We start from the raw sequence: 24,212 nt of genomic DNA on the forward strand, positions 1-24,212 counted from the left end.
AATATTTATCAAAAATCAATTTATAATATCTCTGAAATCAATTAACCTTTACAATAATTTAATATATTATTAATAACGTATTAAATATTTACCAATTTATTAACTATTATGCAATATAAACATCAAATTGTCAATAAATTTATTCCTTATATTTATTATTTGAAAAGTTTTTTCCCATAGCAGTAATTTGATGACGGATTAATTTCATAATTTTTTACTAAACTATATAAAGTAGGAGCTAATACATAAAACTTGATTTAGTTTATGTATTAGCTCCTACTTTATGCAATTATGTATATTAAAAATTTTTAAAATTCCATTTAAAATTTTCCACTATAATTTCATAACGCTTTCTTCAATACGTCTGTTTGTGTTTTCAATTATATCTTTTGGATAGTTTAAAAACTTTAACAGTTTTACGGCATTACGCGTCCTACATACTCCATTTTTTAATTTATAATCAAAAACCATTCCCTCCTTATCTATATCCTCAGTAAAGTAGAAAAGATTATATTTATCTTTTAGCATATCCGTAAGCTCTATATCATGTGTAGCAACTACTGCAAGTGCATTATGCATTTCAAGATAACTCAATATTTCTATAGATGCATTAATTCTTTCTACAGGATTTGTCCCTCTAAATATCTCATCTATTATACAAAGAAGTGGATAATCTTCTCCCCCTTCTCTAATTATTCTAAGTAATGCCTCTGCTTCTCTAAAATAATAACTTTTACCACCCATTATATTATCTTCTGGGCTTATAGATGTCATTATTTTAAAAAAGCTTCCTTTATAATATGAAGCTGTAGTTATATATATAGTTTGTGCTAAAATTGCATTTACACCAAGAGTTCTTAAAAAAGTAGATTTTCCTGACATATTAGAACCTGTTAATATTATTCCCTTATTCTTTATGGTAACTGAGTTTGATACCGCCCCGTCTATAAGTGGATGTACCAAATCCTTAGCCTCTAGGTAACCATTTTGATTTGTAAAGTTTGGATGTGAATAGCTCTTTAGACTTTTCCTATAAGCTGCTATAGAAAGCAGTGCATCTATCTCTCCAATAGTAACATATAGCATTTTTAAATCTTCTTGATATTTCTTTATAAGATTTATACATGAAAAGAATTGGTTTTCTTCAAATAATAGTACCACATATAAAAGTTCTCCAATACCTGTTTGATCCATACCTTCAATTCTTCCTACCCCCGCAGATCTTTTAGCTATTCCATATACCTTTTTGCTTAATGAGTTAAGTATCTCTCTATATTCCTTAAATTTTTCTGAGTTAAGTTTTGAAATATCACTAGCAGTAACTATAATGCTATTTAAGTATCCTATACAGGAAACATAGCTGGTTATTTTAGCTTTAATTCTATTGTGTAATATATAATTTATTCCCAAGGAAATTACTATAATAAAAAGTCCACCAAAGTTTTTAGTAACTAAAAAGAATATTAATGACAGTATAGGTATTATAGCCATTAATATACAAAGTGGTCTTAATCTTGTATCTGCATCAATATCATTCCATAACAAGTCAGGCACGTCGTTTATTTTCTTCTTATTAAGCTTTAAAAGATACATACCTAACTCTTCTCTAAACTTTTTATCATTTTCAAATAGTTTTGTAATCTTATCCCTTTTCCTTAATTTATCTTCTTTAAATAACGGAGTTCTAAGTATATTGTATAGCATCTCTTCACCAGGAGATGTTAATGTCCTGTCTATTTGACTATATATCTCATCCATAGTCAGATCTGACCAAGTCTGATCATCTAAACAAAAATCATCTTTATTTTCATAACTTATGTAATCAAAAACATTTCTTATTCTTCTAAAACTTCTCTTTCTATCTACCTTTTCGCCCCATTCTTTAATAAAGGTTCTATATAATCCGTCTAGTACTATCTTCTTTCTCATATAAAAAACAATGAATATTAGAAACAACAAAGGTATTAGCCCAATAAGATATAAATGATTTACACGCATTGATTGATTTATTAATACTGCTGCTATAAATATTGCTATAAGCACAAATATGTTAGATATAAAATTAGCTCCTTGTTCATCCATAAGCCTCTTCCTCCCTTTAAATACAATTAAGAATAAAACATTAAAATCGTATTCTTTTACTATTACTAGTTTACTTTATTAAAATTTAAATGTCTACATAAAGCATATTTATTCATAATTAGTAATGTTATTACTGACTAGTTATTTATTTTAATGTGCCTTAATGTATAACATACGACAATTGACATAATTTATAAAAAAGTGTAAGATATATGTAAATGCAATTAAATTGCATTTACATATATAAAGAGGTGATTGAATTTGTTAAAAAAAACTATTGTATTTATTGTATTGTTATCTATGATCTTAACTCTATCTTCCTGTAAAGGCAATTCTTCTCAAACTAATTCTTCTAATGAAAATAAAACTTCTAAAATTAAAGTAGCTGTATCTTTTAATGCTATGAGGGAATTTGTAAGTGCTATAGGTAAAGATAAGGTGGATATAACTACCATAGTCCCTAATGGTACAGAGCCCCATGAATTTGACCCCAAAATTAAAGATTTACAAACCCTCTCTACAGCAAAAGTATTTGTTTATAACGGATTAGGTATGGAAAAATGGGCAGATAAAGCTGTGCAATCCGTTGATAACAAAGATTTAATAGCCGTTGACGCTTCTAAAGGTGCTGATGCAATAAAAAATTCTGACCCTGATGAAATCAAAGAGCATGGTGAATACGATCCACATCTTTGGATTAGTCTAAAAGGAGCTGAATTTGAATCAAATAATATAAAAGATGCCTTAGTAAAGGCTGATCCTAAAAACAAAGATTTTTATGAAAAAAATTATACTGACTTTAAGAGTCAATTGGACGGAATATATAATGACTACAAATCAAAACTATCTAATTTACCAAATAAAAATTTTGTGACTGGTCATGCTGCCTTTGCCTATCTTTGCAGAGACTTCGGTTTAAAACAAAATAGTGTAGAAGATGTATTTGCTGAAGGCGAACCAAGCAGTAAAAGATTAGAAGAACTTATAAGTTATTGTAAAACAAATAACATAAAAACTATATTTGTTGAGGATATGGTTAGTCCAAAAGTTTCAAACACCCTAGCCAAAGAAGTAAACGCTAAAGTAGAAAAAATTTATACTGTTGAAAGTAAAGAAGACAATCTAGACTATATACAAAGCATGAAGCAGAACCTTCAAGAGATATATAATAGCTTAAAATAAGAGAGCGCTAAAGGAGTTAGATTAAATTTTTCTAACTCCTTTATTTTTTAACAAAATTACACATAGATTCATATAATAAAAATGAATCAATGTGTAAATTAGGAAGGAATGGAGTATTATGTATTATAAGCTTTCTGATCCCTATTATTTAAATCCTTATATGCGTCATAGTTCTTCTAGAAAAAGAAGTATTAATGCTAGAAGCTTAAAGGTGGTCGGTAACGATAGTGTAAAGGCCTCTCCCGATATGGCTAATGTTATACTCGGTGTCCAAACTGAAAATACTGATTTAAAAATTGCCCAAAATGAAAATGCCATTATTACTACAAAAGTAATTAATGCTCTAACATCTATAGGCATTAGTGAAAAAAATATAAATACAGATAGCTATTCAATTGAACCACAATACGATTATGTAGATGGAAAACAAATTTTTAGATCCTATAAAGTTATAAACAGTATAAGAATTATAACAAAAGCTATTAACAATGTAGGCCAGATTGTGGATACTGCCACTGCTAATGGAGCAAACATAGTAAATAGTATAACTTTCTCATTGTCAGATACAACTCCCTATTATAGAAAAGCATTAAATCTAGCATTAGAAGATGCCCTAATGAAAGCTAGAACCATAAGCAATAACCTAGGTGTTATATTAGATGAAATACCTATAAATGTCATAGAAGAAAATTATAATATTACTCCTAGCGTTGAGAGAAAAACTCTAACTGCCACAGCCAGTACTCCTATAATGCCAGGACAAATTGATATAACTGCCAGAATAAATGCAACTTTCAATTATGAATAAAAAATACCTAGTTATAGTTTATTTTTACTCTAAAAAAATAAGGGATCATTATATCAAAATTTATTGACATGATGATTCCTTATATCCTATATAAGGCATCTTCAAATAAATAACAAGTCAGTATACTAGTCTATTTTGAATTATACTACGTTAACAGAACCTTCTGATAGCACCACTATCATCAGAACCTGTTTCCTTGTATAATTCAAAATATTCGTCGCATCTTTTACTTGTTATTTATTTTCACATGCCTAAACTGTTTAATTTAATTTTTTAAATATTTAAATAATCTTTTATATTAAAATCAATTTCTTTTCCTGTTCTAAGCAAGTTTCTTAATTTTAATACTTTATAATCAAATTTACTTAGAATTTCAAGATTGTCTTTTTCAACTTCACTAGTTTCTATCACCTTACTAATACCACCATTTTTTATTACAATTCTCTTATTACCCATGAGTGCTAAAAGTGGATCATGGGTAGACATCAAAACTATTTTTTCTCTTTTCACTAAAAGTTCTAGTGCCTTTTTCCTATCCACTCCCGCATTTTCAATCTCATCTATAAGAACAATAGGAGATTTACTAAGTAGCGCTGTGTCTGCTATCATAAGTGCTCTTGATTGACCACCACTAAGCTGCGTAACTGGAACATCTGGAGAAAATTTTTCTCCAGCCAAATCATTTGCACACTTTATTATGGCTTCTACTATTTCATCAATATTTTTAATTCTACGACTTTCTGCATGCCTAGTAATAAATTCTGAAGTAGTTACATCCATGATAAAGTTCATATTTTGAGATAATTGAGCAATTAGCTTGTTCTCTATAGAAAAACGTTTATCTTCCTCTGGTACTTTATCATTAACAAGTATTTGTCTTTTTGTAGGGGTATCCCGTTGCGCCAAGCATTCAATATCTTCTAACAGTCTACTTTTTCCAGAACCCGTAGGTCCTACTATTGAAATTATTTCTCCTTTTTTTAGAGTTATGCTTATATCTTCTTTTTCATTAAATTTATTGTATCCACCAATTATAGTCACTGAGTTTACACTATTACTTTCCTCTTCAATTGATTCACTCATCTTTTCCATAAAGGCAATAAAATTATCTATTATCTGCTCTCTTCCAATACCTAGATCATCTAAATTTTCATCGGAAAAACTAGCTACTAACTCTTTCATAGTTTGCTTCTTGTCAAATTCTTTTAACCCAACAAAATCAAAAAAGTTCTCTACATAAGAATATCTATCAATTACATCAACTATTGGTATAGATAGCAGTTCATTATTTATAGTATTTTCCATAAGCATCCCACCCTAAAGATTCATTTTTTTAATATTTCCATTTTGATATTCTTTACCTATTTTAGTTTGACCAAGACAATATGAACAAACAGCGGCTGGCATCGGAAATCTTAATCTCTTGTTAGTAATCTCACTTATAACACTACCATCCTTTAAGTTTTTACTTAATTCATAAGCTCCTTGACCCGTTATTCCATTTACAAAAACTATTTTAGCTTTGGGATTAGCCTTTTTTATTTCGAAGGCAAATACTTCTCTCTCTGCCTGAGAGACTATATCTCCCTTAGTAACTACAACTATATCTGCAAATTTAAGCATAGGTCCTATTTTTTTAGGAGTATTTATACCTGATAAATTATCAATAACACACACAGCAGGTATCTCCCTTATATGTGGTGAGCATCTATTGCAAAGCCCTGCACTTTCACTTATAAGTATATCTAGCCCTTCTTTTATTCCCCAATCCACACATTCTTCAATATTACTTACGAAAAAATGGTCTGGACATAAATTTCCTGATAAACCAACCTTTACAGGAACATTAATCTTTTCATACAACACGTTGTCATAAGATGACAGACAATCAAACTTAATAACACCTATTTTAGTTCCTGATTCCTTCATAAGCTCAATAGTTTTTAAAATCACTGAAGTTTTCCCAGAAGATGGAGGACCTGATACGGTAATTAATTTCATACCAATCACACTCTCTAATTTATTTTATTTGTATTTCAGGTAAGGCATGTTCAAATAAATAACTAGTCAGTATACTAGTCTATTATGAATCATACTACGTTAACAGAACCCTCTGATAGCACCACTATCATCAGAACCTGTTTCCTTGTATGATTCATAATATACGTCGTATCTTTGACTTGTTATTTATTTTCATATGCCTTATTATTAAAATTAACATTTACCTGAATAAGTATTTAATCTAACTACACTTCTTATTTACTTTTCCATTCACTTATAAACATGGTGTTTGTTATATTTCTTATTTGCTCCATATCATTTTCTCTTAAATATTCCCATCCTAGCCATTTAAATTTTGCACCATCTGGCAATTTATTATCTACTTTTAAATTTAATGATGGGAAATAACTCTCTGCAAGTTTACTTCCAAGTTCTTCGCCTGTAACAAAATTTATAACTGTATCCATCTCTTGAAGTTTTGATTCCTTTGCTAACATACACATAGGATTAATAAGTGCTCCATCTTCAGGCCACACTATAGCTGTTTTTTCTGTATTAGGGCACGTTTTTGCAAAAAACCAAGACATAATATATATTGCTGCTCCCTCTGTATTTAATGTACCTGCAACCTTTGACATTTTAGATGGATGCCAAAGATTCTTAGTATTTTTTACTAATTTCTTTACTCCATCTTCTCCATATTCTTTATATATATATAATACTGACGAGTCACTTAACTCCTCTGGTGTTCCCCCTACAATTATGTTATCCTTATAAATAGGGTTTAGTAAATCTCCCCAACTCTTAGGAATTGGTAACTCTCCTAATTTCTTTTTATCTACAAGTATTACACTAGGAGCTGCAGCATACATAGTATATAATCCCCTTGGATCAACACAACCTGCCTCTAAAAACTCTTTATTTATATTTTCACCTCTAACCGCTTTAAAGTTTTCCTTATTTACAAGATTTTTCATAAATCCTTGTTTAAATTCATCTTTAAATCCATTAGCGGCCACAACATCTGGAAAATCCTTTATATCTTTTGCTTCCCATACATTACTAAGGTCAGCTTTACAACTGCACCCAGATGGAACATAGCACTTTAAATCTATTCCTTTTTTCTTCTTATGATCTATTACTGCTTTTTCAAGTTCTTCTTTAAATGTCTGCCTCACACTACATGCTATTATACCTAAAAAATTTAAGTCATTTAAATTACAATCATCATCTAATAAAACACTTTCTTCTATTAATTCCATAATGATACCTCCTAAATTTTAAAATTTCCTTTGCCTAACTTATACACATCATTATACGCAATACAGCATGTCTGAAATACATATTATTTTTTATATTTTTAATAAATACTACTAATGAAATTTAAATTTCATTAGTAGTATTTAATTATTATTAAAATTTCGTTATGGTAGTTCCTATATCAATAGGCTTCCCAAAATATACCCAAGTAGTTGAAATAGCATCTACCCCTGTCTTTGCATATTCTTCTATATTATTAGAATTAATGCCACCTGTGCCTATAAGAGTTATATTTCTATTAATACTTCTTATTTGTTTAACCATATCCTTTAATTCCTTTGGAGGAATTTTATCAAATTGTAACCCATCTACACCTACTCTTGCAAATTTAACAGCATCTTCAAGGGAATCAACTTCAACAATTATCTTTTTTTCAGAAGCTTTTGTTTTGATTTCATCAAACTTTGAAATCAATCCATCTACACCATCTAGAAAATTCATATGCTGCTTAAATATTAGTATAGTTTCAGATAAACCAAGCCTATGAGGATAAGCTCCTCCTGCAATAGCTGACTTTATTGATAGTTCTTTAGTTCCCGGGAATACCTTTCTTGTAGTAAAAAGTTCAATTTTAGGATTGATAGCTTTAGCTGCATCAACTAATTTTCTAGTCCTTGTAGATATTCCAGAACAATACTCAAGTATATTTGAAGAAAGTTTCCATGCCATGTGTGCTGCTTCTGCATATCCTTCTCCTTCTAAAATCACCTGTCCTGGTATGACCAAAGTCCCACTTGATACATAATTTTTAATTTTAATATTAAGCTTTTCAAATATTTTAATAACTTCTTCTGTACCAGTGATTACTGCATCTTCTCTAGTAACGAACTTTATACTACCTTTTTCTTTTCCTATACCTAAAATTAATGTAGTTAAATCTATATATGGAATATCTTCCTTAATAAATTTATCTATAGTTTCATCTGAAATATATACCACTTTCATCCCTCATTTTTAAAAATATATTTACACCGTTATATTGTAACTTATTAAATTTTTTACTTTTGTCAATATTTTAACGAAGTTTCTAGAAAATAATCTTTATTTTTATTAGAATTATATAAGAAAAAGGAGTTAATAGATATACAACTAATTATGTCGTATCATAAATAAATTAAAACTTATCTTTAGTTGTATTTTACTTAGTTATGTTACTATAAATTATAACCATTTTATCATAAAAATCAAGTTTAATATATCATCTTATTATTTTATCATATATTTAATTATTAAAATATTAATTAAATAAGGTTTCAAAAATCAATTTCTTGGAGCCTTATTTATTGCCATAATTTTAGATTTATATGTATTTATCTACTTAATTTATAAATTCCATTTCCCATTTATAATATCCACTTTTTTCATCTTTAATATATTTTAAATATGCTGAATACATTGTTCCCTTTTTGCTTTTTATATTTCTAAAGCCAACCTTACCGTTTTTAAGTAATATTTCAACCATTTGTCTACTAACCTTTTTCCCTAGTGACGCAATAAATCTATCATTTTTCCATATTGTAAAATCGCACCCATTTTTCCAATTACTGCATCCAAATCCTTTATCATTTTCTAATATAGGATTCTGACAAATAGGACATATACCTATAACCTCTGCCCCTTCTGGTATATCTGCTTTAAAGTTCTTTAACATTGATGTATCTTTTTTTATAGCATCTACTGCATTTATAGTAAATTCTTTAATCATATTTATAAAATCATCTTTTTTAAATTTTCCTTTTTCTATGTCTGATAATGTCTTTTCAATTCTACCCGTATATTCTAAATCCATAAGTTCCTTTGCTGGAAATATTTCCACTAAAGTTTTACCGAGCTCTGTGCATGTAAGACTTTTTCCCTTTGATTTAATATATGATGCATCCTTTAGTTTCTTTATTGTTTCAGCCCTAGTAGCTGGAGTTCCTATACTAAATCCACTTAATATTGAAGCCATCATTTCTTCTGTATCTTCTTCATCTTTAAAGCTCTTTCCACAGGTCTCCATAACTCTCAAAAGTGTTTTCTCAGTGTGAAGTTTGGGTGGTTTTTTAGTAACAGCATTTACCTTACTATCAATTATATCTATAGTTTCTTTTTCTGATACCATTGGTAAAACTGTATCCTTACTTTCCATTTTTTCAACAACATGCCATCCTTCAACTATCTGAACCTTTCCTTTTGATACAAATATACCTTTAATTGTATCGTCGTTAACTTTTGAGACAAGCCTAGTTTCTTCATACTGTGCTATCGGTAAAAATTGCATTATAAATCTATTTTTAATTGTATTATATACAATCTCTTCATCCTTATTTAATCCACTGGGTTTCATATAAGTTGGAACTATTGCACTATGGCTTTCTACTTTTGAATTGTTAAATATTCTTTTATTATCAATAAACTTAATTTGGCTTTCATATTTTAATCCTTTTTTAATTATGTCTAACACTTTTTTAGTTCTTTCTTTTAAGCTTTCCTCTAATGCAACGCTTCCTGTCCTTGGATATGTTGTAAATTTCTTTTCATAAAGAGATTGGGCAACCTTTAATACTTTATCTGAAGTCCATCCTTTATATTTACTTGTAATATAACCTTGCAAATTTGATAGATTGAATAAAAGTGGTGCATAATCTTTCTTCTTCTCAACTTGCTTTTCTACAATTTCTGCATTCTTATCTTTTAAAAGTTTAATTATATTTTCTGGAACCTCTTTATCATCAAATTTTTCATTATCTTTTTCATAATAAATACCTTCAAATTCATCATTACCTTTTGTCTTAAAAGTAGCTATCAATTTATAATAAGTTGATGACTTAAAATTTTCTATTTCTTTATCTCTATCATAAATAATTTTTAATGTTGGTAACAAGACTCTTCCTATATTTAATATCTTCTTGTCATTAGGATTATATCTTAAGGTAGCTACCGAAGTTAAATTTATTCCTATTATCCAATCTGCCCATTGCCTACCAATGCCTGCATCTTGAAGTGATTGCATTTCCTCATTATTCTTTAAATTTTCCATTCCTTTTTTTACTTCTGCTGCTGTCCATTCATTCAATAGTATTCTAAATACAGGTTTTCTTTCATTTAAATATAAAAATATTTCATCTCCAATAACCTGACCCTCTCTATCAAAATCTGTTGCTGATATAATTCCATCTACATCGTTTCTATCTATTAAACCTTTTATTGTATTAAGTTGTTTTTCAGCACCCTTATCTACAGATGTTCTATTTAAATTGTCACATTTAACTTTATACTCAAACTTCTCTGGAATGAATGGAAACTTCTCCATTCTCCATGCCCTCATAACTTCATCATAATCTTTAGCATCATATAGTTGTAATAGATGACCAAATGCCCATGTAACTAGATATTCATCACCCTCAAAGTATCCATCTTTTCTTTTTTTAATTCCAAAAGCATCAGCAATATTTTTTGCAACCGAGGGCTTTTCAGCAATTATAACTTTTTTCATTCACATCTCCCTCCTTTTTTTCTAACAAATATTCTTTAGCTAGAATTCATTGAATAAAAGAATCAAAAACAGACTGCTAGATTGCAGTCTGTTTTGTTATAGATACCACTATAGGAAAAATATCAAACTACTTTATTCTATAACCTTACCCATTTTTCTAAATCTATCATATCTTTCTTTTAAAAGAACATCCATTTCCTTGTCTATAAGCTTTGGAAGTTCCTCAATTAATACTTTTTTCAAATTATTACACACAAAATTTAGATCTGTATGTGCGCCACCATCTGGTTCACTTATAACTTTTTCTATAATCTCGTATTTCTTTAAATCCTGTGCAGTTATTTTCATAACCTCAGCAGCCTCTTTAGCCCTCTTTGCATCCTTCCATAGAATAGATGCAAAACCTTCTGGAGAAAGTATTGAATAAACTGAATTTTCTAGCATCCACACCTGATCCGCTACTGCTAAAGCAAGTGCACCACCACTTCCACCTTCTCCAATAAATATAGATATTATAGGAGTTTTTAGAGAAGACATTTCCATAAGATTTCTAGCTATTGCTTCACCTTGACCTCTTTCTTCTGCCCCTATACCACAATAAGCTCCTGGAGTATCCACAAAACAAAGAACTGGCCTTTGAAATTTTTCTGCTTGTTTCATAAGCCTAAGAGCTTTTCTATAACCTTCTGGATTGGGCATACCAAAATTTCTCTCTATATTTTCTTTAGTATCTCTTCCCTTTTGCTGACCTATTACAGTTACAGATATACCATTGATGGTAGCAAGCCCTCCAACGATAGCAGAATCATCTCCAAATAATCTATCTCCGTGTAGTTCTATAAAGGAGTCAAATAACTTCTCTACATAATCAAGTGCTGTTGGTCTCTCTACCTTTCTTGCAATAGTAAGTCTTTCCCAAGCAGATAGAGTTTTTATATTTTCATTATCCAATGAATATCACCTCAATTCTTATATTGATAAAAGTTTTCCAAGAGTATCTTTAAGTTTAACTCTTTCAACAATTTTATCGATAAACCCATGTTTAAGTAAGAATTCTGCACTTTGAAATTCACTGGGCAATTTTTGTTTTATAGTTTGTTCTATAACTCTTCTTCCAGCAAAACCTATAAGTGCACCAGGCTCTGAAATTATTATATCTCCAAGCATAGCAAAACTTGCAGTAACTCCACCTGTAGTTGGATCTGTAAGCACTGTAATATATAAAAGTCCTGCTTCATCGTGTCTTGCAAGAGCACTACTTGTTTTTGCCATTTGCATTAATGAAAATATACCCTCTTGCATTCTGGCTCCTCCAGATGCAGTAAATATTATTATTGGTAACTTCTTATCTGTAGCTGTTTCAATTGCTCTTGTTATCTTTTCTCCAACAACTGATCCCATACTAGCCATCATAAAATTACTATCCATAACAGCTATTACTGTATTTTTACCATTTACATTTCCCATTCCTGTAACCACGGCATCATTAAGTCCAGTTTTTTCAGCCGCCTCCCTAGTTTTTTCATCGTAATCTGGAAAATTCAAAGGATTTGATGGTTTAATGTTTAAATCAAATTCTATAAAAGTATCTTCATCTATTATAGTCTTTACTCTCTCTCTTGCATTTAACCTAAGGTGTGCATTACAATTTACACATACCTTTAAGTTTTCATTTAGGTCATTTTTATACAGTATTCTTCCACACTTTGGACATTTAACCCACATACCATCTGGTATTATGGGCAACTCTTCTTCTGATATATCTATGTTTTCATTTTTTATCTCAGTATTACTAACAGTAATATATTTTCTTTTTCTGAATAACCCCATAAATTTCACCTAACCTTTACCACATGTTTTATCATGTGTTTAAAAATAATATGGAAAATGACTACTATTATATTAATGTTATCGTATAATTCCAAAATTCAAATCCTGGTTTATAAATTAAACTCTTTATTTATAAAACTTGTATTATAATTACCTTCTCTAAATGTTGCATTATTTATTATTCTATATTGAAAATCTATATTCGTATCTACACCTTCTATAATAAATTCTCCAAGTGCCCTCTTCATTCTACTTATAGCTTCACTTCTATCTCTGCCATATACAATAAGTTTACCTATCATAGAGTCATATGTAGGTGGAATTATGTAACCCTGATAAGCAGCGCTATCAAGTCTAACACCTATTCCCCCTGGAGTATAAAGATATTTTATTTCTCCTGGCGAAGGCATAAATCCCTTATCTGGATTTTCCGCATTTATACGACATTCTATAGCATGCCCTGTAATTTTAATATCCTCTTGTTTAAAGGATAAGGGTTCTCCAGATGCGATTTTGATTTGTTCTTTTAATAAATCAACTCCAGTAACCATTTCAGTAATAGGATGCTCCACTTGAATACGAGTATTCATTTCCATAAAATAATAGTCACCATGCTTATCCAATAAGAATTCTATTGTCCCTGCATTTTTATAATTAACGGCTTTGGCAGCTTTAACAGCTACTTCTCCCATTTCTTTTCTTAATTCCTCTGTCATAACTGGTGATGGAGCTTCTTCCAATACCTTTTGATTTCTTCTTTGAATAGAACAATCTCTTTCACCAAGATAAACTACATTTTCAAAATTATCTCCTAGTATTTGAAACTCAACATGTCTAGGTTCCTCTACAAACTTCTCTATATACATAGTATCGTCTCCAAAAGATGCCTCTGCTTCTGCTCTTGCGGTTTCAAATGCCTTTTTAAATTCATTCTCTTCCTTAACTATTCTTATTCCTCTTCCACCGCCCCCAGCAGAAGCTTTAATCATTACCGGGAAGCCTATTCTCTTTGCTTCTTTAAGAGCATTTTCTAAACCATCAACGGCACCTTCTGTTCCTGGAATAACAGGTACTCCAGCTTTAATCATAATTTCTCTTGCCTTTGATTTATTACCCATATTATCAATAGTTTCTGCATCTGGTCCTATAAATGTGATGTTACATTCTTCACACATCTTTGCAAATTTACTATTTTCAGATAAAAATCCAAAACCAGGATGAATAGCTTGTGCTCCAGTAAGAACAGTAGCACTTATTATATTTTGCATATTTAAATAGCTATCCTTGGACTTTGCAGGTCCAATACAAACTGCTTCATCTGCTATTTGAGTATGCATTGCATCCTTATCAACTTCTGAATAAACAGCAACAGTAGCTATATTCATTTCCTGGCAAGCTCTTATTATTCTAACTGCAATTTCTCCTCGATTAGCAATTAATATCTTTTTAAGCATATCTATACTCTCCATTTCTAAAGTTTAGTGCTTATAAATCAAATCTTAAAACTCAGAGTAAATTCTACTCTTACTGAATTTTAGACATAGTTATATATGTGTTACAAATTTATCAAACAAACTTCATACTTAACCTATCATAAATGTAAGTTCAGCTTCTGCGGCCTTTTTGCCATCTACAGTAGCAATAGCTTTACCAATTCCAGCGGGTCCCTTTATTTTAACTATCTCTACTTCAAGCTTTAATACGTCTCCTGGAACAACCATCTTTCTAAACTTAGCCATTTTTATACCACCAAAATACGGTGTTTTTCCCTTGTAAGCATCCATACTTAGAATTGCTACTGCACCTAACTGTGCTAATGCTTCTATTATTAAAACACCTGGCATTACAGGATTTCCTGGAAAGTGTCCTTGAAAAAATTGTTCATTAGCTGTAACATTCTTATAACCTACAGCTTTCTTACCTGGTTCAATTTCCTCAACCCTGTCAACTAAAAGCATAGGATATCTATGTGGTATTATCTCCATTATTTGTTTTATATCTAAACTCATAATTTTTCCTCCACTTTGATCATAAAACTCTTTAATTTATATATAAACTGAACATATACTATATTTACATATCTTCCGGATAACTCTACTATAGAATTTTATCTATTTAACCTTTATCTTAAACAATTTCTGACCATACTCAACCATCTGCTCATTTTCTACTAATACTTCAACCACTTCACCATCGAATTCTGATTGTATCTCATTCATGAGCTTCATAGCTTCTATAATACAAAGAGTATCTCCTTTTTTAACCTTGCTTCCAACTTCTACAAAATTAGGTTCTTTTGGATCTCCTGATGAATAGAAAGTACCTACTATAGGAGAATTTACAGCCTTAACGTTCTTTTCATCTATAATTGGTTTACTAGCTAAAGTCTTATCTTCTTCTATAACTTTCTCTTCACTTTGTGATCTCTCTTCTTTTTCATCTTCTAAGATTTCTGAACTACTAGTTACACTTATTGAATTTTCAGGTGTATCATCCTCTAATCCCTTTTTCATAGTTATATGAATACCTTCAGTTTCAATCTCTAGAAATGTAAGTCCTTCTTCTCCAGCTGTCTTAATAAGCTGTTGTATTGATTTATAATCCACTTAAATTACCTCCCGGTCCATTTCTTAAATAGAATAGTTGCATTGTGTCCACCAAAACCTAATCCGTTAGATAATGCATAGTTTAAATCTGCTTTTCTACCTAAGTCTGTAACATAATCTAAATCACATTCAGGATCTTTAACTTTTAAGCCTACAGTAGGTGGCACACATCCATCCTGTAAAGCTTTAATGGATATAACCGCTTCAACAGCTCCTGCAGCTCCAAGCAAATGTCCTGTCATTGATTTTGTTGAACTAACAGGTATTTTATATGCGTAATCTTCAAATACATTTTTTATAGCTTCTGTCTCTGATTTATCACCCACTGGAGTACTTGTTCCATGAACATTTATATAAGATACATCTTTAGGTTCAATATTAGCTTCATCTATAGCCATCTTCATAGCTCTAGCTCCATCTGCCCCATCTGGTGATGGTGAAGTAATATGATAAGCATCGCAGGTTGAACCATAACCTACAACTTCTGCATATATTTTAGCATTTCTCTTTTTTGCATGTTCAAGTTCTTCCAATATAAGTATTCCTGATCCTTCACCCATTATAAATCCATTTCTTTCAGCATCAAAAGGTATAGATGCTCTCTCTGGATCAGTACTCTTACTAAGAGCTGTCATTGATGCAAATCCCGCAATAGAAATAGGAGTAATGGCAGCTTCTGATCCTCCTGAAATTATTATATCAACTTCGTTATTTCTTATTTTATGAAATGATTCTCCAATAGCATTATTAGATGATGCACAAGCTGTAACAATGGTAGTGCATATACCCTTAGCACCATATTTAATTGCTACATGTCCTGAAGCCATATTGCTTATTATCATTGGTATAAGCATAGGTGAAACTCTGTTAGGTCCTTTTTCATTAAGTTTCTTTACCTGTTCTTCAATAGTACCTATTCCTCCAATTCCACTTCCTAGTATAACTCCAACTCTTTCCGCATTAAGTTCATCGAATTTCAAGCCAGAGTCCTCTACAGCTTCCTTTGAAGCAGCCATAGCGAAATGGCAGAATCTATCCATTCTTCTTGCTTCTTTTTTATCAACATAATCTTCTGGATTAAACTCTTTAACTTCAGCTGCTAGTTTAGCTTTGAAGTCAGTAGTATCAAATAATGTTATTTTATCAATTCCACATTTTCCGTTTTTAATTGAATTCCAAAATGTTTCTACATCATTGCCTACAGGAGTAATTGCTCCCATACCAGTAATAACTACTCTTCTACTCATACGCTTCTCCTACCTTTATATTTTTTTAAGTTATAACCCTAAAAGGTTATTGCATTACCATACCACCATCTACATTTATAACTTGACCAGTTATGTATGAAGCCATATCAGAAGCTAAAAAGCCTACTAAATTTGCTACATCTTCTGGTTTCCCTAGGCTTTTCAATGGAATAGTAGTCTTTATATTTTCCTTAACTTTATCTGAAAGTACCTCTGTCATATCTGTCTCAATAAAACCTGGAGCTACTGCATTAACTGTAATTCCTCTACTTCCAAGTTCTCTAGCCGCTGATTTTGTTATCCCCAAAATGCCAGCCTTCGCAGCTGAATAATTTAGCTGACCAGCATTTCCTGTAATTCCTACTACAGAAGAAATATTTATTATCTTTCCAGACCTCTGCTTTAACATTATACCACTTACATGCTTTATAGTGTTAAATGCTCCCTTTAAATTTACATTAATAACGCTATCAAAGTCTTCTTCTTTCATTCTAAGTAGAAGTCCATCTTTAGTTATTCCTGCATTATTAACTAATATATCAATACTATCAAAAGTATCAACAGCAGACTTTATAAGATTTTTTGCCTCTTCAAAATCACTTATATCAGCCTGAACAGCTATAGCTTTTACACCTTTAGCCTCTATTTCTTGTAAAAGTTCTTCTGTATCCTTAGCACTGCTTCTGTAATTTACAACTACGTTAGCGCCCATATCTGCGAGCCTAAGTGCTATAGCTCTTCCAATACCTCTACTGGCACCAGTTACTATTGCGGTTCTATCTTTTAGACTACAACATTGCATTTAAATATTCCTCCTATCCCATAATATTTTCTACACACTTATTTAAACTTTCTATATCTTCTACATTAAACATTTTAAGCTTTCTATTTATTTTTCTTACAAATCCACTTAATACTTTTCCTGGACCAATTTCAATAAATGTATCTACACCATCATCTATCATCCTATTTATAGTATCTTCCCAAAGAACAGAACTCATAACCTGTTTTCTAAGCAATTCCTTAATTTCTTGTTCTGTTTTTATATAATCTCCTGTAACATTAGTTATTACAGGTAATCTCATCTTATTTACAGTTACATTTTCAAGCTCTATTGCTAATTTATCCGATGCTGGTTTTAGCATAGATGTATGAAATGGCCCACTAACTTGAAGCATAACCACTTTTCTTGCTCCTGCTTCTTTAGCGAGTTCTGCTGCCACTTCTACTGCTGCTACTTCTCCAGCAATTGCAATCTGTCCAGGACAATTAAAATTAGTAGGTTCTACTATTCCCTTATCACTTGCCGCTATGCACACTTTTCTTACCGTATCACCATCAAGTCCCAAAACTGCCGCCATAGCCCCTTTACCTTGCGGTACAGCTTCTTGCATATATTTGCCTCTCTTTTTAACAAGCTTTACAGCCTCCTGAAAGTCAAAAGCTCCACTATATACAAGGGCAGAATATTCACCTAGGCTTAACCCAGCTGCCATATCCGCCTTAATTCCTTTACTTTCTAAAGCTTTAAGAGCCGCTATACTTGTTGTCAAAATTGCCGGTTGAGTATTTTCTGTCTTATCTAGCTCTTCTTTACTACCTTGAAAACAAATGTCACTTATTTTAAAATTCAATGACTTATCTGCTTGCTCAAATATATTCTTACTATCCTCAAAGCTATCATAAAGTTCCTTGCCCATGCCTACATATTGTGCACCTTGACCTGAAAATAAAAATGCTATTTTTTCCATAATACCTCTCCATTTCTCTAAGATATTCGATTATAAACTATTAACTTTTTCCAATGTCTTGTCCGCTTGTGTAAACATTTCTTTTATCATATCTTTACAGTTTTGCTTTTTGCATACAAGTCCAGCTATCTGCCCAGCCATAATAGATCCCATATTTATGTCTCCATCCTTTACAGCCTTTGGTAATGCCCCTCTTCCTAATTCCTCATATTTGTCAACCTCTGCTCCTTCTTTTTCAAGGATTTGAAATTGTCTAGTAAGTTTATTACGCAAAACTCTTACAGGATGACCTGTAGGTCTTCCTGTAACCACTGAATCTATATCCTTTGCTTTTATAACTTTTTCTTTATAGTTTTCATGTACAGTACATTCATCAGCCACTAAAAATCTAGTTCCGACCTGTACGCCTACAGCACCAAGCATAAATGCAGCTGCAATCCCTCTTCCATCACCAACACCACCGGCAGCAATTACAGGAATACTAACTGCATCTACCACCTGTGGAACCAAAGTCATAGTAGTAAGTTCCCCCACATGACCACCTGATTCACATCCCTCAGCTATAACTGCATCTACTCCACTTCTTTCCATCCTTTTAGCAAGTGCAACAGATGCTACTACAGGTATAACTTTTATACCATGAGATTTCCACATTTCAACGTATTTACCTGGATTTCCAGCTCCAGTGGTAACAACTTTTACACCTTCTTCACAAACCATTTTTGCAATTTCCTCAGCATTATCACTTAAAAGCATTATATTAACTCCAAAAGGTTTATCTGTAAGTTGTTTTGTTTTTCTAATTTCATCTCTTATATAATCTACTGGTGCATTAGCCCCTGCAATAATTCCAAGTCCACCAGCATTTGATACTGCTGCCGCTAATGAGCTATCTGCAATCCATGCCATAGCACCTTGTATAATGGGATACTCTATTCCTGCCATTTCACAAAATATGGATTTAATCATGATATCCTCCTTGTATTATCTAATATTTTCATCTTTGTAGCTGTTATGTTAATAGGTCAGATAGAAAGATCTAAATTTAAATTGATTGTTCTCAATAAATATATAATCTCCTTATCTGACCTTAATAAGTTCTTACCTTTAATCAATCATCCACTCTATAAGTACTGCTCCAAAGGTTAGACCACCACCAAAACCAACTAAAATAATTTTATCTCCTCTGTGAAGAAGTCCTTTTCTTGCCATCTCATCAAGAGCAAGTGGTATACTAGCTGCTGATGTATTTCCATATTTATCTAAATTCATATAGAATTTATCGCTATGAATTTCTAATCTCTTAGCTGCAGAATCTATTATCCTCATATTAGCTTGATGGGGCACAATATATTTAATATCTTCTATAGTGCAATCCTGATTTTCCAAAACCTGATCTATACATTTAGGGATAATTTTAGTACCAAATCTGAATATATCTTTTCCGCTCATGGTAACTATATTATCATTTTTTTCTACTGCCGTGATAAACGGATTTCTAACCGGCACTGCTGAACAAGCTAAAAATTCTGCTCCATTTCTTCCATCAGAACCTGTATATATTGACAGTATTCCATTTTCATCCTGTGATCTTTGGAGTATTGCAGCACCTGCTCCATCACCAAATAAAACACAAGTACTTCTATCTGACCAATCTATAATCTTAGATAGTACTTCTGCCCCAATTACTAGAACAGTTTTACATTGACCAGTTTTTATAAATTGAGTCCCTATGTTTAGAGCATAAACAAATCCAGAACAGGCAGCTGCTATGTCAAAGCACGTTGCATTTTCTGCACCTATTTCTGCCTGAACGATACAAGCTGTTGAAGGTATAAACTTATCTGGAGAAGCAGTCCCTACAACTACTAAATCTATTTCTAAAGGATCTATATTCGCATTCTTTATAGCCTCTAATGCCGCTTTTGTAGACAATACCGATGTGTCTTCTCCTGTAGTTATTCTTCTTTCTTTTATTCCAGTCCTGCTGGAAATCCATTCATCATTAGTATCAACTATTTCTGAGAGATCGGAATTTGTTACTATTCTATCAGGCGCATAACTTCCAGTCCCTATTATTTTAACATTATTCACAAAATCACTCCTCGTTAGTCCTTACCTCTATTTTATATTTATTCCTGAAAAAATAATTAATTTTCTCCAAAGCGTTTATTAAAACTTCTTCTTCCTTACTACTCATTCCTTTTAAAGTCTCCCTAATCATATCTCTATGAAATTTTGCATGTATTCTGTAAGCAAGCTTACCTTTTCTAGTTAAAGCAATCTTAACTACTCTTCTATCTTCCTCAGATCTTTTCCTCTCAACATAACCTTTTTTTACTAAGTTACTTATAGCCGTGGTAAGAGTTCCTACTGTAATTCCAAGATCTAAAGCCACCTTAGACATAGTTTTTGGAACATACATACCTATAGCTTCAATGGTGTGCATTTCAGTAACTGATATATCTTTAAATGAACCTTCTTTCAGTGCCGTTTGTTCTATAGTCAGTATACCGTTAAATATGTCTACCATTAATTCATTCATTACAGTTAACGTCTTATCCAACTATATCACCACTTTTTAAATATTTTGAATATCAAATATTTTGACAGTCAAAGTATAATGTAATAAGCTTGACTTGTCAACTATTCTAGATGTGCTTCGCATTCGGATACAAGTTCATCCAAAAGTTCTTTCACTGTAACAATTTTATCTATTTTGTACGCATTACTACCTGTAAATAATAATCCATTATCAATATCACCCTCTACAGCATTTATAAGAGCATTTGATATACAATATGGAGTATTTTTAGGATTACATGGTTTCAAGCAGTTATAACATTTTGTTATAGGTTCTTTTTCTTTTTTTATTTTTTCGATAAAGGGATTCCTTATAGCTCTTCCTGGCATCCCTACTGGGCTAACTACAATTTCTATATCCTCTTTCTTACAATCAATAAAAGCTTGTTTATATTTTATATGTGCATCACACTCTTCTGTAGCTATAAATCTAGTAGCAATTTGCACACCTGCTGCTCCTAATTTTATATACTTTGCAATATCTTCTCCTGTGTATATTCCGCCAGCACAAATAACAGGTATCTTTCTTTTATATTTATCCTCAAAAGGTTTTACTGCTTCTATTACGGACTGTACTATTTCACCTAAATCTATATTATTTTCACCTGTAAGTTGTTCTATTGAAAAACCAAGATGTCCACCTGCATTCGGTCCTTCTACTACAACTAAATCAGGTATTCTATCGTGTTTCTTATCCCACATCTTACAAATAACCTTTGCCGCTTTTGCAGATGAAACTATTGGTGCAATCTTAGTATTTGAACCTTCCACAACTGCTGGTAGTGACATCGGAATCCCTGCCCCTGATATTATAAGGTCTATTCCTTCCTCTACTGCTACCTTTGCCAATACATCATAATTGTTTACAGCAACCATATGATTTATTGCTATTATTCCTTTTGGGCTAATTTCCTTTGCCCTTCTAATATGTTTTCTTAAAGCTCTTGCATTTGCCTCCAAAGTATTAGTTTCAAAATCAGGTTCATCAAAACCAATTTGTACTGATGAAATTACTCCAACAGCACCACACTTTGCAACAGCACCCGCTAATTTAGAACGTGATATACCAACGCCCATTCCTCCTTGAACTATTGGAATATCCGCTTTTAAATCTCCTATCACTAAAGGAGGTAATTTCATAATTATCTCTTCCTTTTCTATATAGTTAAATACTTATATTCATAATTATATATTTTGATAATCAAAGTATATATAAAAAGTCCTATTTCGTCAAGAACAATTGTTAAAATTTGTTTTTATAATGATATATTTTCCAATTCAAGCAAGTACTTTTTTCTATTAATTCCCCCTGCATATCCTACAAGCTTACCATCTTTACCTATTACCCTATGACATGGAATTATTATGGCTATTTTATTTTTATTATTGGCATTTCCCACTGCCCTTGCTGCTTTTGGATTGCCTATAGCCTCTGCTATTTGTTTATAAGAATAAGTCTTACCATAGGGTATATTTATAAGTTCCTTCCATACCTTTTTTTGAAATTCAGTTCCCTGAATATTGATTTTAACTGTAAAGGTTGTTCTCTTATTATTAAAATACTCATCTAGCTCCTTTAAGGCTAGCGAAGTGTTCTCATCTATTTTTTCTTGTTTACACATTTCTTCTTGTTTTCCATTATCTACGAATTCCAATATTTCTATTCCATTCTTTGAACCTTTAATTTTAATCAACCCTATAGGTGATGAATAGTATGCATAGCACATGATAAATCCCACCTCTACTTATTATAAAGTTACATACTTTTATAGCTATTATATTGTATCATAACCCAAAACAATTGCTAACAATAATAATCTATTAATAATCTTGCCATAAACCTGTAACAATAAATCTTTATTATGTAATTAAAATCTTAATTAATTTAAATTTATTTTACAAGATTATATAAAAATATATATTTGGGGGGATTAAAATGAATAGAGCTTCATTAAAAAAATTAATTATACCAATAGTAATAGTAGCTATAATTTCTGGTGGTTCTTACTATGCTTATAGTAAATATTCTAAAACTAAAACTACCAGTCAAAGCAGATTTATATCAATGACTGCCACAAAAGGTTCCATTTCAGTGGATGTACCAGGAACAGGTACCGTAGCTGCTTCATCACCAAAAGATATATTAGCTACTGGCAATGGTGTTCTAACTAACTTTCCAATACAAGCTGGAAGTGTAGTTAAACAAGGAGATTCTTTAGGTTACATAAATGACACTACCATAAGTAATCAAATACAATCAGATCAATTAAAGCTTCAGCAAGCAAAACAGCAGTTAACTCAAATAACTAATCAAGCAAATTATCAGCAACAAACTGATCAAATGAAACTAAATCAAGCGCAAACACAAGTTTCCCAAATGAGCAAGCAATCAGATATTGATAATGAAAATATAACTATTCAACAATTACAGAATACGCTAAATAATGACAATACTACTAAAACACAAAATATAAATAATCAGAATTTGACTATTCAACAATTACAAAATACTTTAAATAACGACATTACTAATAAAAACGCTCTAAATTTATCAGTTCCTATAAGTGGTACTGTAGTAGCAGCTAATAACCAAAATGGAGACACAGTACAAAGTGGAAAAACTATAGCTACAATTGTTGATACTAGCCATCTACAATTAAATGTACCTATAGATGAATTGGATATAAATAAAGTACAAGTTGGTCAGAAAGCTGATATTACTTTTAATGATATAAAGGATAAGAACTTCACAGGCTCAGTTGCTAATATTGCTTACACAGGACAAACAACAAATAATGTAACTACTTATAATGTAGTGGTTACTATAGATAATCCAGATGGTATAAAACTTGGTATGAATGCCAATATAAATATACATGTTCAAAATAAAGATAATGTGGTAATGCTTCCTACGGAAGCTATACAAAGTAGAAATGGTAAAAAATATGTGATGGAGGGATCTGTAAGCTCTACAAATGGTGAAAATAGTTCAAGCAATACTACCAGAAAAAATAAATACGGTGGTAATGATAGCAACTCACAAAGTAATTCTAGAAGTGGACAAAATAGTGGCTACAGTAATAACGGCAGAGCATCAGCAGCCGGAGGAAAACTTGTAGAAGTTCAAACAGGTCTTGAAAATCAAAATTATGTAGAAATTACAAATGGACTCCAAGAGGGACAAAAAGTTTTAGTTCAACTGCCAAATATTTCTTCTACTGGTTCACAAGGCAGATCTGGCTCTAGTGGCCGTAACGGTGGTGGCAGCGGATTTGGCGGTGCTAGCGGTTTTAGTGGCGGTGGCCGTAGTGGAAATTAAAAACT

General features: G+C 31.4%; 22 protein-coding genes. 3 read left to right on the top strand and 19 right to left on the bottom strand.

The window, feature by feature from the left end; genetic code table 11:
• Positions 1 to 333 precede the first annotated feature (333 nt).
• The gene (locus tag RH99_RS00395; RefSeq protein WP_010232925.1) at positions 334 to 2,082 is read right to left on the bottom strand and encodes a MutS-related protein; all 1,749 of its coding nucleotides are present in this window, start codon (positions 2,080 to 2,082) and stop codon (positions 334 to 336) included.
• 261 nt (positions 2,083 to 2,343) lie between these two features.
• Here RH99_RS00395 and RH99_RS00400 point away from each other — a divergent pair, with 261 nt between their 5' ends.
• Together RH99_RS00400 and RH99_RS00405 are read left to right on the top strand one after the other, a co-directional pair.
• Entirely contained in the window at positions 2,344 to 3,264 is a 921-nt protein-coding gene (locus tag RH99_RS00400) for a metal ABC transporter substrate-binding protein (RefSeq protein ID WP_010232926.1), read from the top strand.
• 118 nt (positions 3,265 to 3,382) lie between these two features.
• On the top strand, positions 3,383 to 4,072 hold the full coding sequence (locus RH99_RS00405) for an SIMPL domain-containing protein (protein WP_010232927.1): 690 nt from the start codon (positions 3,383 to 3,385) through the stop codon (positions 4,070 to 4,072).
• Positions 4,073 to 4,345: 273 nt separating this feature from the next.
• On the opposite strand, the gene RH99_RS00410 is transcribed toward RH99_RS00405, so the two are convergent.
• The 18 genes from RH99_RS00410 to RH99_RS00495 form a co-directional block, all read right to left on the bottom strand.
• Positions 4,346 to 5,377, bottom strand: coding sequence for an ATP-binding cassette domain-containing protein (locus tag RH99_RS00410; protein ID WP_010232928.1), 1,032 nt, complete (start codon positions 5,375 to 5,377; stop codon positions 4,346 to 4,348).
• A gap of 12 nt (positions 5,378 to 5,389) precedes the next feature.
• A complete protein-coding gene (locus RH99_RS00415) occupies positions 5,390 to 6,073 on the bottom strand; it encodes a GTP-binding protein (RefSeq protein WP_010232929.1) in 684 nt (227 codons plus the stop codon).
• A 254-nt stretch (positions 6,074 to 6,327) separates the two neighbouring features.
• Positions 6,328 to 7,335: an ABC transporter substrate-binding protein gene (locus tag RH99_RS00420; protein ID WP_010232931.1), complete on the bottom strand. Its 1,008-nt coding sequence runs from the start codon at positions 7,333 to 7,335 to the stop codon at positions 6,328 to 6,330.
• 151 nt (positions 7,336 to 7,486) lie between these two features.
• Entirely contained in the window at positions 7,487 to 8,332 is an 846-nt protein-coding gene (modD, locus tag RH99_RS00425) for a ModD protein (RefSeq protein ID WP_010232933.1), read from the bottom strand.
• A gap of 379 nt (positions 8,333 to 8,711) precedes the next feature.
• On the bottom strand, positions 8,712 to 10,871 hold the full coding sequence (locus RH99_RS00430) for a type IA DNA topoisomerase (RefSeq protein WP_010232935.1): 2,160 nt from the start codon (positions 10,869 to 10,871) through the stop codon (positions 8,712 to 8,714).
• A 132-nt stretch (positions 10,872 to 11,003) separates the two neighbouring features.
• Entirely contained in the window at positions 11,004 to 11,822 is an 819-nt protein-coding gene (locus RH99_RS18815) for an acetyl-CoA carboxylase carboxyltransferase subunit alpha (protein ID WP_010232937.1), read from the bottom strand.
• An 18-nt stretch (positions 11,823 to 11,840) separates the two neighbouring features.
• Positions 11,841 to 12,701, bottom strand: coding sequence for an acetyl-CoA carboxylase, carboxyltransferase subunit beta (accD, locus tag RH99_RS18820; protein WP_010232940.1), 861 nt, complete (start codon positions 12,699 to 12,701; stop codon positions 11,841 to 11,843).
• 110 nt (positions 12,702 to 12,811) lie between these two features.
• Entirely contained in the window at positions 12,812 to 14,155 is a 1,344-nt protein-coding gene (locus tag RH99_RS00445) for an acetyl-CoA carboxylase biotin carboxylase subunit (RefSeq protein WP_010232941.1), read from the bottom strand.
• A 129-nt stretch (positions 14,156 to 14,284) separates the two neighbouring features.
• Positions 14,285 to 14,710 carry a 3-hydroxyacyl-ACP dehydratase FabZ gene (gene fabZ / locus RH99_RS00450; protein ID WP_010232942.1) on the bottom strand — a complete coding sequence of 142 codons (426 nt, stop codon included), beginning with the start codon at positions 14,708 to 14,710 and terminating at the stop codon, positions 14,285 to 14,287.
• Positions 14,711 to 14,812: 102 nt separating this feature from the next.
• Positions 14,813 to 15,307, bottom strand: a complete 495-nt coding sequence (accB, locus tag RH99_RS00455; protein ID WP_010232943.1) for an acetyl-CoA carboxylase biotin carboxyl carrier protein — start codon at positions 15,305 to 15,307, stop codon at positions 14,813 to 14,815.
• A 5-nt stretch (positions 15,308 to 15,312) separates the two neighbouring features.
• On the bottom strand, positions 15,313 to 16,554 hold the full coding sequence (fabF, locus tag RH99_RS00460; RefSeq protein ID WP_010232944.1) for a beta-ketoacyl-ACP synthase II: 1,242 nt from the start codon (positions 16,552 to 16,554) through the stop codon (positions 15,313 to 15,315).
• A gap of 46 nt (positions 16,555 to 16,600) precedes the next feature.
• The gene (fabG, locus tag RH99_RS00465; protein WP_010232945.1) at positions 16,601 to 17,356 is read right to left on the bottom strand and encodes a 3-oxoacyl-[acyl-carrier-protein] reductase; all 756 of its coding nucleotides are present in this window, start codon (positions 17,354 to 17,356) and stop codon (positions 16,601 to 16,603) included.
• Between the two features lie 13 nt (positions 17,357 to 17,369).
• Entirely contained in the window at positions 17,370 to 18,305 is a 936-nt protein-coding gene (fabD, locus tag RH99_RS00470; RefSeq protein WP_010232946.1) for an ACP S-malonyltransferase, read from the bottom strand.
• A 30-nt stretch (positions 18,306 to 18,335) separates the two neighbouring features.
• Positions 18,336 to 19,274: an enoyl-[acyl-carrier-protein] reductase FabK gene (fabK, locus tag RH99_RS00475; RefSeq protein WP_010232947.1), complete on the bottom strand. Its 939-nt coding sequence runs from the start codon at positions 19,272 to 19,274 to the stop codon at positions 18,336 to 18,338.
• A 138-nt stretch (positions 19,275 to 19,412) separates the two neighbouring features.
• The gene (locus tag RH99_RS00480; RefSeq protein ID WP_010232948.1) at positions 19,413 to 20,399 is read right to left on the bottom strand and encodes a beta-ketoacyl-ACP synthase III; all 987 of its coding nucleotides are present in this window, start codon (positions 20,397 to 20,399) and stop codon (positions 19,413 to 19,415) included.
• Between the two features lie 4 nt (positions 20,400 to 20,403).
• Positions 20,404 to 20,871 carry a MarR family winged helix-turn-helix transcriptional regulator gene (locus tag RH99_RS00485; protein WP_010232949.1) on the bottom strand — a complete coding sequence of 156 codons (468 nt, stop codon included), beginning with the start codon at positions 20,869 to 20,871 and terminating at the stop codon, positions 20,404 to 20,406.
• An 80-nt stretch (positions 20,872 to 20,951) separates the two neighbouring features.
• Positions 20,952 to 22,028, bottom strand: coding sequence for an NAD(P)H-dependent flavin oxidoreductase (locus RH99_RS00490; RefSeq protein WP_010232951.1), 1,077 nt, complete (start codon positions 22,026 to 22,028; stop codon positions 20,952 to 20,954).
• 116 nt (positions 22,029 to 22,144) lie between these two features.
• Positions 22,145 to 22,615: a methylated-DNA--[protein]-cysteine S-methyltransferase gene (locus RH99_RS00495; RefSeq protein ID WP_010232953.1), complete on the bottom strand. Its 471-nt coding sequence runs from the start codon at positions 22,613 to 22,615 to the stop codon at positions 22,145 to 22,147.
• A gap of 209 nt (positions 22,616 to 22,824) precedes the next feature.
• Between RH99_RS00495 and RH99_RS00500 the strand changes: the two genes are divergently transcribed.
• On the top strand, positions 22,825 to 24,207 hold the full coding sequence (locus RH99_RS00500; RefSeq protein ID WP_010232955.1) for an efflux RND transporter periplasmic adaptor subunit: 1,383 nt from the start codon (positions 22,825 to 22,827) through the stop codon (positions 24,205 to 24,207).
• Positions 24,208 to 24,212 lie beyond the last annotated feature (5 nt).

Source organism: Clostridium arbusti SL206, from assembly GCF_000246895.1.
Taxonomy (GTDB): domain Bacteria; phylum Bacillota; class Clostridia; order Clostridiales; family Clostridiaceae; genus Clostridium_I; species Clostridium_I arbusti.

Bases quoted from the DNA above. Each gene is read 5' to 3' on its own strand.
- RH99_RS00410 (WP_010232928.1), bottom strand. From the start codon at position 5,377: ATGGAAAATACTATAAATAATGAACTGCTATCTATACCAATAGTTGAT.
- fabG (WP_010232945.1), bottom strand. From the start codon at position 17,356: ATGCAATGTTGTAGTCTAAAAGATAGAACCGCAATAGTAACTGGTGCC.
- fabK (WP_010232947.1), bottom strand. From the start codon at position 19,274: ATGATTAAATCCATATTTTGTGAAATGGCAGGAATAGAGTATCCCATT.
- RH99_RS00420 (WP_010232931.1), bottom strand. From the start codon at position 7,335: ATGGAATTAATAGAAGAAAGTGTTTTATTAGATGATGATTGTAATTTA.
- RH99_RS00490 (WP_010232951.1), bottom strand. From the start codon at position 22,028: ATGAAATTACCTCCTTTAGTGATAGGAGATTTAAAAGCGGATATTCCA.
- accD (WP_010232940.1), bottom strand. From the start codon at position 12,701: ATGGGGTTATTCAGAAAAAGAAAATATATTACTGTTAGTAATACTGAG.
- RH99_RS00415 (WP_010232929.1), bottom strand. From the start codon at position 6,073: ATGAAATTAATTACCGTATCAGGTCCTCCATCTTCTGGGAAAACTTCA.
- RH99_RS00495 (WP_010232953.1), bottom strand. From the start codon at position 22,615: ATGTGCTATGCATACTATTCATCACCTATAGGGTTGATTAAAATTAAA.
- fabZ (WP_010232942.1), bottom strand. From the start codon at position 14,710: ATGAGTTTAGATATAAAACAAATAATGGAGATAATACCACATAGATAT.
- RH99_RS00500 (WP_010232955.1), top strand. From the start codon at position 22,825: ATGAATAGAGCTTCATTAAAAAAATTAATTATACCAATAGTAATAGTA.
- RH99_RS00395 (WP_010232925.1), bottom strand. From the start codon at position 2,082: ATGGATGAACAAGGAGCTAATTTTATATCTAACATATTTGTGCTTATA.
- fabF (WP_010232944.1), bottom strand. From the start codon at position 16,554: ATGAGTAGAAGAGTAGTTATTACTGGTATGGGAGCAATTACTCCTGTA.
- fabD (WP_010232946.1), bottom strand. From the start codon at position 18,305: ATGGAAAAAATAGCATTTTTATTTTCAGGTCAAGGTGCACAATATGTA.
- RH99_RS00445 (WP_010232941.1), bottom strand. From the start codon at position 14,155: ATGCTTAAAAAGATATTAATTGCTAATCGAGGAGAAATTGCAGTTAGA.
- RH99_RS00430 (WP_010232935.1), bottom strand. From the start codon at position 10,871: ATGAAAAAAGTTATAATTGCTGAAAAGCCCTCGGTTGCAAAAAATATT.
- RH99_RS00405 (WP_010232927.1), top strand. From the start codon at position 3,383: ATGTATTATAAGCTTTCTGATCCCTATTATTTAAATCCTTATATGCGT.